This window comes from Ensifer sp. ENS11 (assembly GCF_014851895.1).
Lineage (GTDB): Bacteria > Pseudomonadota > Alphaproteobacteria > Rhizobiales > Rhizobiaceae > Ensifer > Ensifer canadensis.
In genome coordinates this window covers 57,685-72,837 of the sequence record NZ_JACVAN010000001.1, presented here as the reverse complement: position 1 = coordinate 72,837, position 15,153 = coordinate 57,685, and the positions used below count along the sequence as shown (strand labels likewise).

At 61.7% G+C, this 15,153-nt stretch carries 12 protein-coding genes; 8 read left to right on the top strand and 4 right to left on the bottom strand.

Annotation, left to right across the window (positions count from 1 at the left end; genetic code table 11):
• Positions 1 to 199 precede the first annotated feature (199 nt).
• Positions 200 to 3,181 carry a DNA polymerase I gene (gene polA / locus IB264_RS00345; protein ID WP_025425442.1) on the bottom strand — a complete coding sequence of 994 codons (2,982 nt, stop codon included), beginning with the start codon at positions 3,179 to 3,181 and terminating at the stop codon, positions 200 to 202.
• An 89-nt stretch (positions 3,182 to 3,270) separates the two neighbouring features.
• On the opposite strand from polA, the gene IB264_RS00340 reads away from it, so the two are divergent.
• The 3 genes from IB264_RS00340 (at position 3,271) to IB264_RS00330 (ending at position 6,047) form a co-directional block, all read left to right on the top strand.
• Entirely contained in the window at positions 3,271 to 3,654 is a 384-nt protein-coding gene (locus tag IB264_RS00340) for a hypothetical protein (protein WP_025425441.1), read from the top strand.
• Positions 3,655 to 4,006: 352 nt separating this feature from the next.
• Positions 4,007 to 4,450 carry a MarR family winged helix-turn-helix transcriptional regulator gene (locus tag IB264_RS00335; protein WP_025425440.1) on the top strand — a complete coding sequence of 148 codons (444 nt, stop codon included), beginning with the start codon at positions 4,007 to 4,009 and terminating at the stop codon, positions 4,448 to 4,450.
• A 205-nt stretch (positions 4,451 to 4,655) separates the two neighbouring features.
• Positions 4,656 to 6,047, top strand: coding sequence for a M20/M25/M40 family metallo-hydrolase (locus tag IB264_RS00330; protein WP_025425439.1), 1,392 nt, complete (start codon positions 4,656 to 4,658; stop codon positions 6,045 to 6,047).
• A gap of 39 nt (positions 6,048 to 6,086) precedes the next feature.
• On the opposite strand, the gene IB264_RS00325 is transcribed toward IB264_RS00330, so the two are convergent.
• On the bottom strand, positions 6,087 to 6,425 hold the full coding sequence (locus tag IB264_RS00325) for a hypothetical protein (RefSeq protein WP_025425438.1): 339 nt from the start codon (positions 6,423 to 6,425) through the stop codon (positions 6,087 to 6,089).
• A 299-nt stretch (positions 6,426 to 6,724) separates the two neighbouring features.
• On the opposite strand from IB264_RS00325, the gene IB264_RS00320 reads away from it, so the two are divergent.
• A complete protein-coding gene (locus IB264_RS00320) occupies positions 6,725 to 7,672 on the top strand; it encodes a YbhN family protein (RefSeq protein ID WP_025425437.1) in 948 nt (315 codons plus the stop codon).
• Between the two features lie 9 nt (positions 7,673 to 7,681).
• On the opposite strand, the gene IB264_RS00315 is transcribed toward IB264_RS00320, so the two are convergent.
• On the bottom strand, positions 7,682 to 8,173 hold the full coding sequence (locus IB264_RS00315) for a hypothetical protein (RefSeq protein WP_025425436.1): 492 nt from the start codon (positions 8,171 to 8,173) through the stop codon (positions 7,682 to 7,684).
• 91 nt (positions 8,174 to 8,264) lie between these two features.
• The gene (locus IB264_RS00310; RefSeq protein WP_025425435.1) at positions 8,265 to 9,152 is read right to left on the bottom strand and encodes a DMT family transporter; all 888 of its coding nucleotides are present in this window, start codon (positions 9,150 to 9,152) and stop codon (positions 8,265 to 8,267) included.
• 446 nt (positions 9,153 to 9,598) lie between these two features.
• Here IB264_RS00310 and IB264_RS00305 point away from each other — a divergent pair, with 446 nt between their 5' ends.
• The 4 genes from IB264_RS00305 (at position 9,599) to dnaK (ending at position 15,044) form a co-directional block, all read left to right on the top strand.
• Entirely contained in the window at positions 9,599 to 9,949 is a 351-nt protein-coding gene (locus IB264_RS00305) for a hypothetical protein (protein ID WP_144239129.1), read from the top strand.
• Positions 9,950 to 10,048: 99 nt separating this feature from the next.
• Positions 10,049 to 10,279 (top strand): hypothetical protein, encoded by a 231-nt coding sequence (locus IB264_RS00300; protein ID WP_239637561.1) that lies wholly within the window; start codon positions 10,049 to 10,051, stop codon positions 10,277 to 10,279.
• Between the two features lie 349 nt (positions 10,280 to 10,628).
• Positions 10,629 to 12,860, top strand: a complete 2,232-nt coding sequence (locus IB264_RS00295) for a transglycosylase domain-containing protein (RefSeq protein ID WP_025425432.1) — start codon at positions 10,629 to 10,631, stop codon at positions 12,858 to 12,860.
• A gap of 261 nt (positions 12,861 to 13,121) precedes the next feature.
• Positions 13,122 to 15,044 carry a molecular chaperone DnaK gene (dnaK, locus tag IB264_RS00290; RefSeq protein ID WP_025425431.1) on the top strand — a complete coding sequence of 641 codons (1,923 nt, stop codon included), beginning with the start codon at positions 13,122 to 13,124 and terminating at the stop codon, positions 15,042 to 15,044.
• Positions 15,045 to 15,153: the final 109 nt, after the last annotated feature.

Sequence of the window (15,153 nt, the reverse complement as noted above, 5' to 3'; positions counted from 1 at the left end):
TCTGCCGGGCGCGCTAGCGCCCTCCCCGATCGCTGCCTAGGGGGAGACGAGGACGACCGCAACCGCTGAGACGGCGGCGGCATGCGCTTTCTATCATCGTGATACGCCGACAGGCAGAAGGCGGCCGTCGTGGCCGCCTTCTGCAAGAATAACCGCAGCTGTCGATGCAAGGTCGCTGATGGAATCCCTCAGGGAAACCTCAGTGCGCCTCGTCCCAGTTCATCGCGGCGCGGGCATCGACCTTGAGCGGTACCCGCATGTCGAGCGCCGGCATCGCGGCATTTTCCATCACCGACACGACGATCGGGATGGTCCGCTCGACGTCGGCATCCTCGACCTCGAAGATCAGTTCGTCGTGCACCTGCAGCAGCATGCGGGCGGAAAGCTTCGCCTCACTCAGCGCCGGCTCGATTTTCACCATGGCACGACGGATGATATCAGCTGCGGACCCCTGGATCGGCGCGTTGATCGAAGCGCGCTCGTTGAAGGCGCGATGCGAGGGGATCGACGAGCGAATGTCGGGGTAATGTGCACGCCGCCCGAAGATCGTTTCGACATAGCCGTGCTCGCGGGCAAAGGCCTTGGTGTTTTCCATGTAGTCGCGAATGCCGGGGAAACGCTCGAAATACTTCTTGATGTAGTCGCTGGCTTCCGAGCGCTCGATCGACAACTGGTTGGCAAGGCCGAAAGCGGAGATACCGTAGATGATGCCGAAGTTGATGGCCTTCGCCCGCCGGCGGATTTCGCTCGGCATGCCCGCGACAGGAACGCCGAACATCTCCGAAGCCGTCATCGCGTGAATGTCGACGCCATCGGCAAAGGCCTGGCGAAGCTGCGGGATGTCGGCGACATGGGCAAGCACGCGCAGTTCGATCTGGCTGTAGTCGGCCGAAACCAGCTTGTGACCTGATGTGGCAATGAAGGCCGTGCGGATCTTGCGGCCTTCGGCGGTGCGCACCGGGATGTTCTGCAGGTTCGGGTCGGACGAGGACAGGCGTCCCGTCGTCGTCGCCGCCAGCGCATAGGAGGTGTGGACGCGTTTGGTTTCCGGATGGACGAAACCCGGCAAGGCGTCCGTATAGGTCGACTTCAACTTGGTCATCTGGCGCCAGTCGACGATCTTGCGCGGCAGTTCGTGGCCCTCCGCCGCGAGATCCTCGAGCACCTGCGCCGAGGTCGACCATTGGCCGGTCTTGGTCTTCGAACCGCCGGGCAGCCCCATCTTGCCGAAGAGGATATCGCCGAGCTGCTTGGGCGAGCCGACGGTAAATGTTTCGCCGGCTAACTTGTAGATCTCGTCTTCGAGCGCCGCTGCCCCTTGCGCCAGTTCGCCGGAGAGGCGCGACAGGATCTGGCGATCGATGGTGATACCGCGCTCTTCCATGTGGGCCAGCACCGGCACGAGCGGGCGCTCCAGCCGCTCATAGACGCGCACCAGCCCCTTGGCCACCAGCCGCGGCTTCAGCACGTGCCAGAGGCGCAGGGTGACTTCGGCATCCTCGGCGGCATAGGCGGTGGCGCGGTCGATATCGACATAATCGAAGGTCACCGACGATTTGCCGCTGCCGGTCATGTCCTTGTAGGCGAGCGGCTTGTGACCGAGCCAGCGCTCCGACAGCGCATCCATCCCGTGCGTGCCGTTGCCGGCATCAACGACGTAGGACATCAGCATGGTGTCGTCGAAGCCCTGGACGGTGATGCCGTGTCGCTTCATGAGGAGGTAGTCGTATTTGAGGTTCTGTGCGACTTTCAACACCGAAGGATCTTCAAGCAGCACCTTCAGCCGGCTGAGCGCCTCGCGCACCGGAATCTGGTTTTCAGCATGGCCGCCGCCGAGAAGATCGCCCACTCCTGTTTTATGGATCAGCGGCACATAGGCGGCGCGGATCACCGTTCCCGAAGGGTCCTTGCCATAGTCAGCAAGCGCCAGCGAGAAGCCGACGAGCTCGGCCTGCATGGCATCGAGCGACGTCGTTTCGGTGTCGAAGGCGACGAGGCCCGCGTCCTTGGCGTCGGCAATCCAGGCGTCGAGCGTCGGCAGATCGCGGATCGCGACATACCGCGAGTGGTCGATGGTAGCGCTGGCGAAAAGGGCTGCGCGCGATTGTGCGAGCGCCTCTGGTGTGGCGTCAGTGGCCTCGCCCGTGGAGGCTACCTGGCTCACGGCCGCAGGCGCGGCCTCGCCGGCACTCGACGACGCCGGGGCAGCCGCAGCCTTGTCGAGATCCGGTCCGCGCGCATCCGCGCCCCACTCGACCGGCACCGCGGCCGGTTCGACCACATCGGCGTCCGTATCGGTGGCGGCGGCCACGCGACGGGTGAGCGTGGTGAATTCCATCGCCTTCAGGAAGGCGACGAGGCGCGGCCCATCCTGCGGTTCGAGATGCAGCTCCTCGAGAGGGACGTCGAGCGGCGTGTCGGTGCGCAGCGTCACCAACTGGCGTGACAGGCGGGCAAGGTCGGCATTGGCGATGATGTTTTCGCGGCGCTTGGCCTGCTTGATTTCGCCCGCACGCGCCAGCAGCGTATCGAGATCGCCGTATTCCTCCAGCAATTGCGCCGCGGTCTTGGGGCCGATGCCGGGGATGCCAGGCACGTTGTCGGTCGAGTCGCCGGTCATCGCCTGAAGATCGATCATCTTTTCCGGCGGCACACCCCATTTCTCGATCACTTCCGGGATCGAGATCTGCTTGTCCTTCATGCTGTCGTACATCGAGACGTTCGGCGTCACGAGTTGCATCAGGTCCTTGTCGGAGGAGATGATGGTGACGCTGGCGCCCGCCTTTTCGGCAAGGCGCGTATAGGTGGCGATCAGGTCATCGGCCTCAAACCCTTCCTTCTCGATGCAAGGCAGGTTGAAGGCGCGCGTGGCGTGGCGGATCAGCCCGAACTGCGGGATCAGATCCTCAGGCGGCGCCGAGCGATTGGCCTTGTAGAGATCGTAGAGTTCGTTTCGGAACGTTTTCGAGGAATAGTCGAAAATGACGGCGAAATGCGTCGGCGTCACGCCGACGGAGGTGTCGCGCGCATCGGTGAGCAACTTCCACAACATGTTGCAGAAACCGGACACCGCATTGACCGGAAGGCCATCGGATTTGCGGTTGAGCGGCGGGATGGCGTGGAACGCCCGGAAGATGAATCCGGAGCCGTCGACGAGGAAGAGGTGATCACCGTTTTTCATGGGCAATGGATAGCGCGGGGTGAGCCAAACGTCCATTGCGGTTTTCTCGTCGAACACTACAATGTCCAGCTGTCACAGAGGAGCAAGCGATGCCGCATGACGTGCAATATGCACTGAGACAGTACCTTGTTCTTTCAGGGTTTGCCGGAGTCTGTTTCGTCATTTCCTGGCTGTTGAGCGATCCGGCATTCCTTGTCGTCATCAAGACCGTCTTTGCGCCGATCTATCTGCTTGCGACGACGGGGCTCGATGCCCATTTCAGACGGGCGGACGCCGCGCCGTGGCCACTGTGGCAGAAGGTCGAATACGCGATCGCTCGGGCCGCACTTTTCGTCGCCTTCATTATCGTCATGTGCATCAGGCCGGATCAATCGGCCCGCGATGTGGCGAAATCAGCGTTGGCGACTGCAATCGCGATCGGCGCCGTGGAGGTCATTTTTGCCTTGCGGAACCGGCGCTCGAAGGGCGCTTGAGCAATGTCCGGCTTTCACAGAAACGTTACGCATTTGTAATGTGCGATTCATTGGCCCAATCCTTGAAAAGCCACATTTGAATCCTCAAATCTTAGTCAACGGCACCGAGTGATGCCGTCTTCTGGTGATTGGCCTGTCCCCCGCCCGCACCAGATGAGGACAAAGGCCTTATCCCCCTCTCCGGGCCTTTGTCCCGTTTTCAGAGAACCGCCACGGCGCCGCCTCCGCGCCGTGGCGGTTTCTCGTTGGTTGGGTCAAGTCCTTGTCAAATCCTTGTGAGATAAGGCTTTCTCAAGTCCATCGCCTGCTTTGTAACTTGTCTTCGCGCCGCTTCGAGCGTACCCATTGGAGCATGGCCTTCAACCGTATGGAATCTGCGACTTACCTGGCCAGCCTGCTGGCCAAAAGCTTCTCGCGTGCACTTCAGGAGCGCGGTCAGAAGCTCGGCTTCGCGCCCGGGCAGTTTCCCGTCCTGTTGGAACTATGGGCCGAGGAGGGTCTGACCCAGAAACAGCTTCTCGACAGGCTCGACATCGAACAGGCGACCATGGCCAACACGCTGGCGAGAATGGAACGCGACGGGCTCATCGTCAGGCGCAAACATCCGCAGGACAAGCGTTCGCAGCAAATCTTCCTGACCGAGAGGGCGAGGGAAATCGAGGCGGCGGCCAAGGAGGCAGCGCTTGCCGCCGATCAGTCGCTGTTATCAGGCCTCAGGCAATTCGAGCGCGAACTCATGCTCGAATACATGCGCATGGCGCTTGCCCATGCCGCGCGTGACGGCGGTGCCGCGTGACAGGCAACACGTCTCCCTAATCGTTCCATCAAAAAATTTGGCTTAAATCCACCCGCATGAGGTTCTAAACAACCTGAGCGGGTTCGTTCGGACACGCCAAAATCGCTGCCGCCCGTCGAACGGCCGCATGATTTCGCTGCTGAAATCGATTCCGATTTGCGGCGTCATGCAGTAGGTTCCGGCAAAACTTGAAGCAAGGATATGCATGATGGCAGATATCACCCCCATTCTCGAGCGCGCAGACGCAAACCTGCCGAAGAGCCTGGACAGGCTTTTCGACCTCGTGCGCATCAAGTCGATCTCGACCGATCCGGCCTTCAAGGCCGATTGCCGCAAGGCCGCCGAATGGCTGGTCGCGGAACTGAACGGCCTCGGCTTCGACGCCTCGATCCGCGACACTCCCGGACATCCGATGGTAGTTGCCCATCACGCCGGCGCCACCGCCGATGCCCCGCATGTGCTGTTCTACGGGCATTACGACGTCCAGCCGGTCGATCCCCTGAACCTGTGGGACACCGATCCGTTCGAACCCGGCGTCAAGGAGCTGGAGCCCGGCCGCAAGGTCATCACCGGCCGAGGCACCGCCGACGACAAGGGCCAGCTCTTGACCTTCGTCGAAGCCGCCCGCGCCTACAAGGAAGTCCACGGTTCGCTGCCCTGCCGCGTCACGATCCTGTTCGAAGGTGAGGAAGAGTCCGGCTCGCCGTCGCTAAAACCTTTCCTCGAAGCCAATGCGGCCGAACTCAAAGCCGACTATGCACTTGTCTGCGATACCAGCATGTGGGACCGGGACACGCCTGCGATCTCGGCGGGCTTGCGCGGGCTCGTCGGCGAGGAAGTCATCATCAAGGCGGCCGACCGCGACCTGCATTCGGGCTATTTCGGTGGTGCTGCCGCCAACCCGATCCGCATCCTGACCGGCATCCTCGCCGGGCTTCATGACGAAAACAGCCGCGTGACGCTCGAAGGCTTCTACGAAGGCGTCGAGGAAACCCCGGCCCAGATCAAGGCTGCATGGGAGACGCTTGGCCAGACCGCGGAAAAATTCCTCGGCGAAATCGGCCTGTCGATCCCGTCTGGTGAAAAGAACCGTTCGGTCCTCGAACTCACCTGGGCCCGCCCGACCGCCGAGATCAACGGCATCACCGGCGGCTACACCGGCGAAGGCTTCAAGACGGTGATTGCCGCGCAGGCTTCCGCCAAGGTCTCCTTCCGCCTGGTCGGCAACCAGAACCCGGAGAAGATCCGCGAAGCTTTCCGCGCCTATGTGCGCTCGAAGGTGCCGGCGGACTGCACGGTCGAATTTCACGCCCATGGCGGTTCGCCGGCAATCCAGCTGCCCTACGATTCGAACCTGCTCAACACGGCAAAGCTCGCCCTTTCCGACGAATGGCCGAAGCCGGCCGTGGTCATCGGCATGGGCGGCTCGATCCCGATCGTCGGCGACTTCCAGAAGATGCTCGGCATGGAATCGCTGCTCGTCGGCTTCGGCCTTTCGGACGACCGCATCCATTCGCCGAACGAGAAATACGAGCTGCAATCCTATCACAAGGGCATTCGTTCCTGGATCCGCATCCTGAACGCGCTTGCCGCCTGATATCGAACGACGTCGTGGCGGGTCAGCCCGCCACGACCATCACCCCGCTTTCGAGATCATCACGACAAAGTCGGCGACAAGCGCTGCAAACACGCCGCTGCCGGTAACCACTACGCCGATGAAGAAGATGCGCGTCGCCTGACCGTAGACCTTTGGCTGCAGCGACCGCAGCTGCAGAAAGTCCCAGAGCGCATGCATCTGCAAAAGGATGCCGATCGCCAACAGGATGACGGCGGGAAGATCGCCCATATTCCATGGCACCGGATTGGCTGCCCACTGGGTGAGAAAGCCCAGCGAAAACGACAGCACCACGCCGACGACCGTCACCGTTCCATTGCGAAAAACCGGCTCGATCGGCTTTTCCTCATCGTTCTGCATCCGCCCGCCTCCGCTTTACCGTGTCGTGTTCGCGATTTCTTGACCAAACACCGGCCCCTGCCGGGGCATCGATCCTTGACCTGCTCGACCTCAGATGCTTCCCTTTTGCAAAACAAATCAGAATGGGAAATTGGATCGTTGGCAAGTGTGAGGACCGAGACGTCGCGTTCCGGACGCGAAACTGTGACGGGCTGGAGCCGCGATCGCGGCTGCTTTCATGAACAGATGCGTCCCGAGATAAAGGCGACGCCGTCGAAAGGGCCTTCGGCCAAGATTGTTGCAGCGATCGCGACACCGGTATGAGCAGGCTGCGCGCGTATTTCTGGCCCGTCGTCGGGCTGGCGGCGATCATCTTTTCGGTGCATGCGCTCTATCACGAGCTGAGCGGCCTCTCGCTGGACGAATTCATCGCCAGCTTCAAGGCGATTTCCCTGAGAAGCTGGCTGCTGGCGATCGGCGCAACGCTGGTCGCCTATGCAGCACTTGCCGGCTACGACAAGCTGGCGCTCGATCACCTCGGCCATCGTATCTCGCTGTGGTTCATCACCGTCTGCTCGTTCACCACCTATGCGCTCTCGCACAATCTTGGCGCCTCCGTCTTTTCGGGCGCTGTCGTGCGCTACCGGGCCTACCGATCGAAAGGGCTGACGCCGGGCGAAGTCGGCGTGCTCGTCGCCTTCTGCTCGTTCACCTTTACGCTCGGCACCCTGATGCTCTCGGCGATCGTGCTTCTGGTCAAACCGGAGATCATCGAGCGGTTCGCCGAGTTCCTGCCGGTCGAAATGTCGCTGACGACGGGCGTGCTGATCCTGGTCGTGATCGCGCTCTATGTGATCGGCAGCCTCGTCGGCCTGCCGTCGATCCGCACACGCTGGTTCCAGCTGCATTATCCCAAGCCCTCGATCGTGCTGCGGCAGCTGGTGATCGCGCCGGTCGAGCTGATCGGTGCCGCCGGGATCATCTATTTCGCCCTGCCGGAAGCCGGCAATCCGGGTTTCATCGTCATTCTCGGGATCTTTCTGGCGTCGTTTTCGGCAGCACTCTTGTCGCACGCGCCGGGCGGACTTGGCGTTCTTGAGCTCGTCTTCATCGCCGCCCTGCCGGAAATGGATCCGGCCGACGTGCTGGCGGCGCTGGCGATCTTCCGGATCCTCTATCTCGTCATCCCGTTCATCATGGCGCTCGCCGTAATCCTGGTGTTCGAACGGTCAAGATTCCTTGCGGAGCGGCGCGGACCTATTCAGTAGAGGTCGTCGTCACGGGGCGTTGCAGACGGTCGGAAGGGCCGCCTCCAGCGGTCCCTTCACTTCCTTGAGGCGCGCCGCTTCGATCTGATAGGGCGTGAACGGCGGCACCTGCAGCGAAGGATTGATGATCCGCGTCACGTAGCAGCCGGCGAAGAAGCGTACCCGCGAACGTTTTTCGATCGACTTCACCGCCACCGGAACAGCCGAATAGATGCTGCCGGCGCCGGCCTCGGTCTTCACCTTGCCGAGCTTTATTTCGACCGAAACGGTGCGGTCGTAACCGCGCGTGAAAGTCCTGTAACCGCCAACCGGTTTCGATTCGCCGAAATAACCGTAGGCGCGCGCATATTCCTTGCGATTGATGGCGTTGTAGAGCGAGCGAACGACTGCTGCACCATCCGATCGGTCGTCGATATAGGCGACGTTGTCCTGCGCCAGAGCTTCGGAATTCACGGCAGCGAGCGTCGAAAACACCAGCACGGCGGCGGACGGAAACGTCATGGCACTCCTCCTGATCGGCTTTTGGGGCAGCCAACCGAGCACAACATCAAGGCGAAGCCATAGCAAGATTCGCCAAAATATCGATATCGCGTCAGGTCGACGGCAGGCCCGCCTTGCGGCGGGCAACGACGCGCTCGCGCCAGACGGTGAAGATGCCGGCCGCAACCACGAGCACCGAGCCGGCAACCATGTTGGTGGTCAGCGTCTCACCGAAGAGGCTGACGCCCATGATCGACGCGAAGACCAGCTGCAGATAGGTCAGAGGCTGGACGGCGACCGCGTCCAGCACGTCATAGGCACGGATGAGGAAATAATGGCTCGTGGTTCCCGTGAGGCACAAGAGCAGCATCCAACCCCAATCGGGTGGCGACAGCGTCGTCCAGAAGAATGGGCCGACAAGGCTGATCGCCACGGCGCCGACGATGCCGGTGTAGAAGAAGCTCGTCATCGCCGGATCGTCGCGGCTGACCAGCCGCGTGACGATGACATAGAGGGCAAAGACAAGTGCTGCGGCCAAGGGCAACAGGAATGTGAGTTCGAACGCGCCTTCGGCCGGTTTCAGGATCAGAAGTACGCCGATGAGCCCAACCGAGATTGCCAGCCATCGGCGCCAGCCGACACGCTCGCCCAGAAGCGGCATCGACAGAAGCGCTACGAACAGCGGTGTCGCTGAAAGGATCGCCTGCGAATGCGCCAGCCCAACCATCGTGAAAGAGGTAATGATCATGACGATCTGCAGCGGCAGCAGCAGCCCGCGCAGTACCTGAAGCAATGGCTGTTTCGTCGTCGCCGTCAGCTTGAGCCCTCCCGTTGCGCGGGCGGCCAGCGCCACGGCGAACAGGGCAAAGGCCCAATAGCGGATCATCGCCACGAAGACCGGCGGATAGACACTGCCCAGATGTTTGGAGATGCCGTCCTGGATCGCAAAGATAACGATGGCGAGGAGCGCGTAGATATAGCCGTTTGCCTTGGAGCCCATGAACCGCGCCGATACACCCGCAACACCGACAGGACCAGCAAAATCTGCGTCGCCGTTCAGGTGCTTTCGTTACGAGCGCGGGGGTCCAGACATGAAAAGAGCCCCGCGCGGGAGGAGGTGCACGGGGCTCTCAAACTTGACCGGTGACTGGGAGGAGGAGTGCCACCGATCCGCATCGGGCGCCGCGGGAGGAGGTGCAGCGCTTCGATAAGTGTTACAATAATCATGCGTCGCAATATTTTCAAGGGCGGATTTGTTGCATCGCACAATTTTCACCCAAAATCATGTCCGCAATCTATTACCGGTTGCGTATATGAGTGGCGATTGGCGTTAAAGGTTGCAAACCACAACTGGAGATAGCCGATATGACGGCGCACATCTTCCTAGACATGCGGGCGTTTTTGGTTCCTTAGATGCCATTGCACCTAGGAATTGCAGGCTCTTTCTTGAAGTTATTGCTCCAGGTCCCGACCGCGATCATCGTTCTCCTGATTCTGACGACCTGGCTTGCCAGCCTGCGCCTCGTTGTTGTGCCGCCCGGTTCGTACCGGTTGACCGCGATGACCACACTGGTCTTTCAAGGTCACGGCTACCGCCTGGTCGACAGTCCGCAAGCGATGTGTACCCGCCAGGCCTACCCGGCGCGCGACTGCGATGCGATGGCTACCAACAAGCTGGCAAAGACCGTCCTGCTGCGACTGCCTTTCAGCCAATGGCTTTACGAGTACACCGAACCAGACCGCAGCAAGCAGGCGAAGCTCGTCGGCGAAACACCGCTCAGGAGTTCGATCGAGTAGAGCAACGACGTTCGATCTACCTCCATAACCCTGGCGCAGCCTCCGCCGGAACAAAATCGTGATTTCGAGCGGCTCGCGTTGCAGGTTAGGATTTCACGCGTGAGCGAGAAGGAGAAGATCATGAAGATCATTCTGGTGACTGTGGCCACCGTCGGCCTGTCCGCCTCCGCGGCATTTGCCGAATGCGCCTATCACGCCAAGACCAATGCAGCGGTCGATACGACAACAACCACCGCCAGCATCACGACGGAAAGCCAGCCGACGTCCGAAGAAATTGTGCTCCTGAAAAAGACCGATCGCGTGGTTCAGGACGAAAAGGCCGCCGAATAGGGCCGGCATCGACACAGACACAATGCCGGATCGTGCACGTCGGCGGCAACTGCGGCCAATTCCTCCGCTGTTGATGATGGCGCGTGCGCGTGGCTCCGCGCGATTGATGCTGGCAGGCGTGCGCGAACGAAGCGGCAAAGCCTGGGGCTTCAAATCCGGCAAGCTGTTGAAGACCATGCATATTTTACAATTCGGTTTTTAACCCCCCCTTAAATTGCCGCATTTAAAGTTCACCGCATCGCCATGGCGGGTCGAGCGATCAATTTTTCCCCGCCTTTAGGATTGCGTTCGCTGCTGGGGCGGACGACTGGGCGCCCGCAATGCGGCATGAGGGGTAAATCCAAACGGCATGGCAGCAAGCGGCAAGTCAGGACAACGGATCGAGCCCTCGTTCGGCGGCAACGCCGAAGACGATGACGATTTTCGCATCGAGGCCAGCGATCGCGTGACCGGCGGCAGCCGCAAACCTGCGCGTGGCAAATCGGCTCCTGCGCCCAAGAAGAAGGCTCAGCGCAGCAAGCGCGGCGGAACGCGCCGCGGCTCGGGCGGAGGCGGCGGTTTCATCGGTCTCGTGCGCACGCTGTTTTACTGGTGCATTGTGCTCGGCATCTGGGGCGCGATGGGCGTCGGCGGCCTGGTGCTCTATTACGGCGCGCGCATGCCGAGTGCTGAAAGCTGGTCGATCCCCGAGCGTCCGCCCAACGTCAAGATTCTCTCCGTCAATGGCGACATCATCGCCAATCGCGGCACGACCGGCGGCGAAGCGCTGTCGCTCGAAAACATGTCACCCTATATCCCGCAGGCGGTGATCGCCATCGAAGATCGCCGGTTCTATTCGCATTTCGGCGTCGACCCTCTGGGCCTGGCGCGCGCCATGCTGACGAACGTCACCACCGGCCGAATGGTCCAGGGCGGCTCGACACTGACCCAGCAGCTTGCCAAGAACCTGTTCCTGTCGCCGGAGCGGACCCTGGAACGAAAGGTTCAGGAGGTGCTACTCGCCTTCTGGCTGGAGCAGAAATATTCCAAGGACCAGATCCTGGCGATGTACCTCAATCGGGTGTTCTACGGCTCGAACGCCTACGGCGTTGAGGCGGCGTCGAGGCGCTACTTCAACAAATCGGCGCGCGACGTGAACCTCGGCGAGGCGGCGCTGCTGGCCGGCCTGTTGAAGGCGCCTTCCCGCCTGTCGCCCGCCCGTGACCCGAAGGCCGCGGAAGAGCGCGCCCAGGTCGTGCTCGGCGCCATGCGCGAGGAAGGCTTCGTTACCGACAGCGAGATCAAGACGGCGATGTCGCAGACGCCGACCAAGGCCAAGAGCTATTGGTCGGGTGCCGAACACTATGTCGCCGACATGGTGATGGACCAGCTTCCCGGCATGATCGGCGACGTCAAGGAAGACCTGATCGTCGACACCACCATCGACCTCAATCTGGAAAAGCAGGCGGAGGAGGCGATCAGCGCCACGCTTGCGGGCGACGGCGCCAAGCTCGACGCCTCGCAGGCAGCCCTCGTTTCGATCGACGGCACCGGCGCCATCCGCGCGCTGGTCGGTGGCAAGGACTACGCCGAGAGCCAGTTCGACCGCGCCTCCAAGGCCAAGCGCCAGCCGGGCTCGGCCTTCAAGCCCTTCGTCTACGCGGCAGCGCTTGAGATCGGCCGCACGCCGATGTCGATCCGCAACGACGGCCCGGTCAGAATCGGCAACTGGACGCCCGAGAATTACGACCAGAAATACCGCGGCGAAGTTACGCTCGCCGACGCGCTCGCCAACTCGCTAAACACCATCGCCGCGCAGCTGGTGATGGAGGTCGGCCCACAGAACGTGGTGAAGGTGGCGCATCGCCTGGGGATCGATTCCGAGATGCAAGCCAACGCCTCGATCGCGCTCGGCACCTCGGAAGTGAGCCTGGTCGAACTGACCTCGGCCTATGCCCCGTTCATGAACGGTGGCTTCAAGGCGACGCCGCATGTCATTCGCCGGATTTCGAAGGCCGATGGCACGGTGCTTTACGAAAACACCTACGACAACCCGCCGCGCGTGCTCGATCCGGCCATCGTCAGCGAAATGAACCAGATGATGGTGCGGGTGCTGACCAACGGCACCGGCAAGAAGGCGCGTCTGAAGGGCTGGGAGGCGGCCGGCAAGACCGGTACCACTCAATCCTTCCGCGATGCGCTTTTTGTCGGCTACACCTCGAACCTCACCACCGGCGTCTGGTTCGGCAATGACGACGGCAAGTCGATGAAGAAGGTCACCGGCGGCGGCCTTCCGGCCAAGGCCTGGCACGACTTCATGGTGGCCGCACATGATGGCCTTTCGCCCTCGCCGCTGTTCGGCACAACCGGGGTGCAGCCGGTCTTCGATGACGGAGGTGCGCCTGCCGCGGCGGGCGACATGCTTTCCGGCGACCCGAACGCGTTTCCTGAGCCGCCTGTAGGCGTCGACGGCTCGGCCGCCGTGCAGCAGACCCGGCCTTTGCCTGAGGGCAGTGGCGGCATGGTGCCGCCGGCAGACGTCGGCGAGACCACCGGCGCCACCAAGCGCACGACGCTTTTCGATATCCTGACGGGCGGCTGAGGCGGCGCAAACGGCGCCGTCCTGGCAGTTTGCAGCCGCCCCTGCCGCGGGTCGAGCATCTATTGTAGGCCGCACGCCAATCGCAGGCTTGCTTTTGCCCCCAATCGCCCCGCAGAATGCCTTGCAGTCCGAAACGCCGGTCCTTATATACGCCGCATCGGCGCAGCCACCGCTGCGAAGAAATCCAAAGACCATCCCGTTAGGGACTGTCTCACGAATGCCTGACCGGGTTCCGACAGTCCGCTGCAAGGAGAGAACGACATGGCTAAAGTTATTGGTATTGACTTGGGAACGACCAACTCCTGCGTCGCCGTCATGGACGGAAAAGATGCGAAGGTCATCGAAAATGCCGAGGGTGCGCGCACGACCCCCTCGATGGTGGCGTTCAGCGAAGACGGCGAACGTCTCGTTGGCCAGCCGGCAAAGCGCCAGGCCGTCACCAACCCGGAAAACACGCTTTTTGCGATCAAGCGCCTGATCGGCCGGACCTTCCAGGATCCGACCACGCAAAAAGACAAGGACATGGTTCCTTACAAGATCACCAAGGCTGACAATGGCGACGCCTGGGTCGAAGCGCATGGCAAGGATTACTCGCCGTCGCAGATCTCCGCCATGATCCTTCAGAAAATGAAGGAAACCGCCGAATCCTACCTCGGTGAAAAGGTCGAAAAGGCCGTCATCACCGTTCCGGCCTACTTCAACGACGCCCAGCGCCAGGCAACCAAGGATGCCGGCAAGATCGCGGGCCTCGAAGTGCTGCGCATCATTAACGAGCCGACCGCTGCCGCGCTCGCCTATGGCCTCGACAAGAAGGACGGCAAGACGATCGCTGTCTACGACCTTGGCGGCGGCACCTTCGATATCTCGGTTCTCGAAATCGGCGATGGCGTCTTCGAAGTGAAGTCGACAAACGGCGACACCTTCCTCGGCGGCGAAGACTTCGACATGCGTCTCGTCCAGTATCTCGCCGGCGAGTTCAAGAAGGAACAGGGCATCGACCTGAAGAACGACAAGCTCGCTCTTCAGCGCCTCAAGGAAGCGGCCGAAAAGGCCAAGATCGAGCTGTCTTCGTCGCAGCAGACCGAAATCAACCTGCCGTTCATCACGGCGGATGCCTCCGGTCCGAAGCACCTGACCATGAAGCTGACCCGCGCCAAGTTCGAAGCGCTTGTCGACGACCTGATCCAGCGCACCGTTGCTCCGTGCAAGGCCGCGCTGAAGGATGCCGGCGTTTCGGCTGCCGAGATCGACGAAGTCGTTCTCGTCGGTGGCATGAGCCGCATGCCGAAGGTCCAGGAAACCGTAAAGCAGCTGTTCGGCAAGGAGCCGCACAAGGGCGTGAACCCGGATGAAGTCGTGGCCATGGGTGCTGCGATCCAGGCCGGCGTTCTGCAGGGCGACGTCAAGGACGTTCTGCTGCTCGACGTGACCCCGCTGTCGCTCGGCATCGAAACGCTCGGTGGCGTCTTCACCCGCCTGATCGAACGCAACACGACGATCCCGACCAAGAAGTCGCAGACCTTCTCGACCGCCGACGACAACCAGTCGGCCGTGACGATCCGCGTCTCCCAGGGCGAACGTGAAATGGCAGCCGACAACAAGCTGCTCGGCCAGTTCGACCTCGTCGGCATTCCGCCGGCACCGCGCGGCATGCCGCAGATCGAAGTGACCTTCGACATCGACGCCAACGGCATCGTGCAGGTATCGGCCAAGGACAAGGGTACGGGCAAGGAACACCAGATCCGCATCCAGGCATCCGGTGGCCTGTCCGACGCAGACATCGAGAAGATGGTCAAGGACGCCGAAGCCAATGCCGAAACCGACAAGAAGCGCCGCGAAGGCGTGGAAGCGAAGAACCAGGCAGAAAGCCTGATCCATTCTTCGGAAAAGTCGCTGAAGGACTACGGCGACAAGGTTTCGGAAACCGACCGCAACGCGATCTCCGACGCCATTGCCGCGCTGAAGACCGCCGTCGAGGCTTCCGAGCCGGACGCCGAAGACATCAAGGCCAAGACCAACACGCTGATGGAAGTCTCCATGAAGCTTGGTCAGGCGATCTACGAGGCCCAGCAGACGGACGCCGCCCATGCGGATGCCGCCGCTGACGCCGCGCGCGACGGCGATGTCGTCGACGCGGACTATGAAGAAGTCAACGACGAAGACGATCGCAAGCGGTCGGCCTAAGTCGCCCTCTCCTAGAGACGGAAAAGCCCGGGGCGACCCGGGCTTTTTTGTTGCCTTTTTACCCCTCAGGCGCCTGCGCCAGACAGCCTCTGAAGGACGTCGGGCCCGT